This window comes from Chromohalobacter sp. 48-RD10 (assembly GCF_029889785.1).
Classification (GTDB): Bacteria; Pseudomonadota; Gammaproteobacteria; order Pseudomonadales; family Halomonadaceae; genus Chromohalobacter.
Window position 1 is genome coordinate 1 of record NZ_JARANX010000101.1, and the last position, 2,023, is coordinate 2,023.

Annotated in this window: 1 protein-coding gene; it reads right to left on the reverse strand. The window is 38.4% G+C overall.

Going from position 1 to position 2,023, the window contains the following annotated elements; genetic code table 11:
• Window positions 1–2,023: hypothetical protein (locus OP496_RS17380; RefSeq protein ID WP_280565120.1), on the reverse strand; the 2,023-nt coding region annotated here is incomplete at both ends.

The following is a 2,023-nucleotide window of genomic DNA, read 5'->3' on the forward strand; positions in this document are numbered from 1 at the left end:
AAATTAGAATCATACTCTAGGCCAAGCGAGTAAAAGCCGATCTGGGAAATACGATTAACTGTATCCCCCAAATTGGAGCCCACATCTAGAACATGCCCTCCCAGAGGCACCACGTTTTCAAGAAAACTTTGGATAGATTTCCATCTATCTTCCATGCCTTGCCTTTTTTCTTGAAATTGAGCATCCGATAGCTCTTTTCTGTCAAATGCTTTATTCCACCATTCACGCCAGTATAAATATGGTTGCCCTGATTTATAAGCAGTAAAGGATAAAAGTAGCTCTCTAGACTCTGCTATATTTTCTGAAGCGTAAATAGAATTATGTTTTTCGTTAATATTTTTAAGCTCACCAACACCTAATTCTATAGAGGGATAGGAGGTTTTTTCTCTATTGTTTTTAGTGTAAAAAACAAATATGGTTGCTTTGTCCGAATTTAAAAAACCTTTGCGAATCATGTTTTTTACGACAGGTGAGGTTTTTTTAGTCCCGATGCTTTTAATTAAAGAGTAATGTATAGAGAGTCTTTGAACAATCTTGCACTCCAAGTCGGATAAAATGTCTATAGCATTATTCTGATTTCCCCATTCAATAAGGCAGTGCAGCTCTGTATTTTTAGCATCTTCTTCAATGAAAAAATCAACAAGTTTTATAATATCGTCGTCGAAAAACTCTCTACCTTTTTTAGGTCCAGCTACATTTCCATTGCAGCTATAATCACCTGCAATGGAGGCCCATCCGAAGTCGATAATTTTAATGTTCCCATCTTTAACCAGTACTTCATCAAGACTGAGATCATTATGGACGCAAGAAAAAGATCTCATTGTATCTAAGAGTGACTCTAGCTGCTGCCGATAATTAGCTGGACAATTCTTTTTGTTTATTGGTGACCCAGCATCTTCTAAAACAAAAATATTCTGCTTTTCATCAACTTCATATAGGAATGGAGTAATTTCTGTGGGCGCTAACTTTTCGAGCCAAAATCTTTCCCTTTCAAATAATCCAGGTACTGTCCCAGTTATTTTCTTTGCCACTTTCCCATCGGAAAGACGATACACGATGCTAGTCTGTCCACTTGTTATCTTTTTGGTAACTGGGTACGCTCTTGAGTTGATAGTCAAGCTATCTTCCTCATGAAGCCTAGAGGTTCTACAAGATAAGTCCTCGGGGGTTAATTGATGATCCTTCGCTGTATCTCCATCCACAAAGTTTAAGTATTTTTTTGATAACGATTTTTCAATTTGACAAGCCACATAATAAGCTATGTCACAAGCATCAAATACGCTATGTAAAATAAATACCAGCTTGCGCTTACAGTTATCATCTAATTTAGATAAGCGCTCAAGTGAAGGCAGGAGAAGCATGTTAGTGCTTTCGAGCTCGCTTGCGTAATAATCACGACTTTTACTTTCTTTCGGAAAAAGACTGTTGTGATAACTTGCATTAAATTGATAAAAGCAGAAGCCGTTAGACTTAGCCCAGTCTTGTAAGTCTTCAAAGCTTGGTTGTCGTGAATGGGTCGGTCGGAAAGTAACTCTAGCTTGAATAACTAAAGTGTCTTGTAAAAAGTTTTTGCCATGCTCTAGTATAGATAAGCTATCACTAAGCTCATCAAGAATTAACCAATCATGACTAGGTAAGCCTTTAATGCTATCAAGCTGGATGCTCTTGATGGGAAGTTTAGCTAAGATCTGCGCTCCTTGACGTTTGCTTTCTGGAAGTTCTTCGACGGGCAAGGGATACAAGGTACTCGTCATTTTCGGATCCAGACAAGCATAAAGCGTTTCTTGACCACCTGAGCCCAGTTGTGCATGTGGAAAAAGCTGAACATCTTCATGCTGTTCTAATGGTTCTGATAATTTAACCTCCCCCGATGGATCAAAGGAGATAATAGCAAAAGCATTGGTTTGTACTAGTTTTTCTGCAAAATTTTGGCGAATTAACTTTGATCGGTTATCGAGTACTACCACCTTACCTTTAAACTGCCAATCAAAGCTCTCCGCGCTCTTTGCCTTGCCTACTTCTT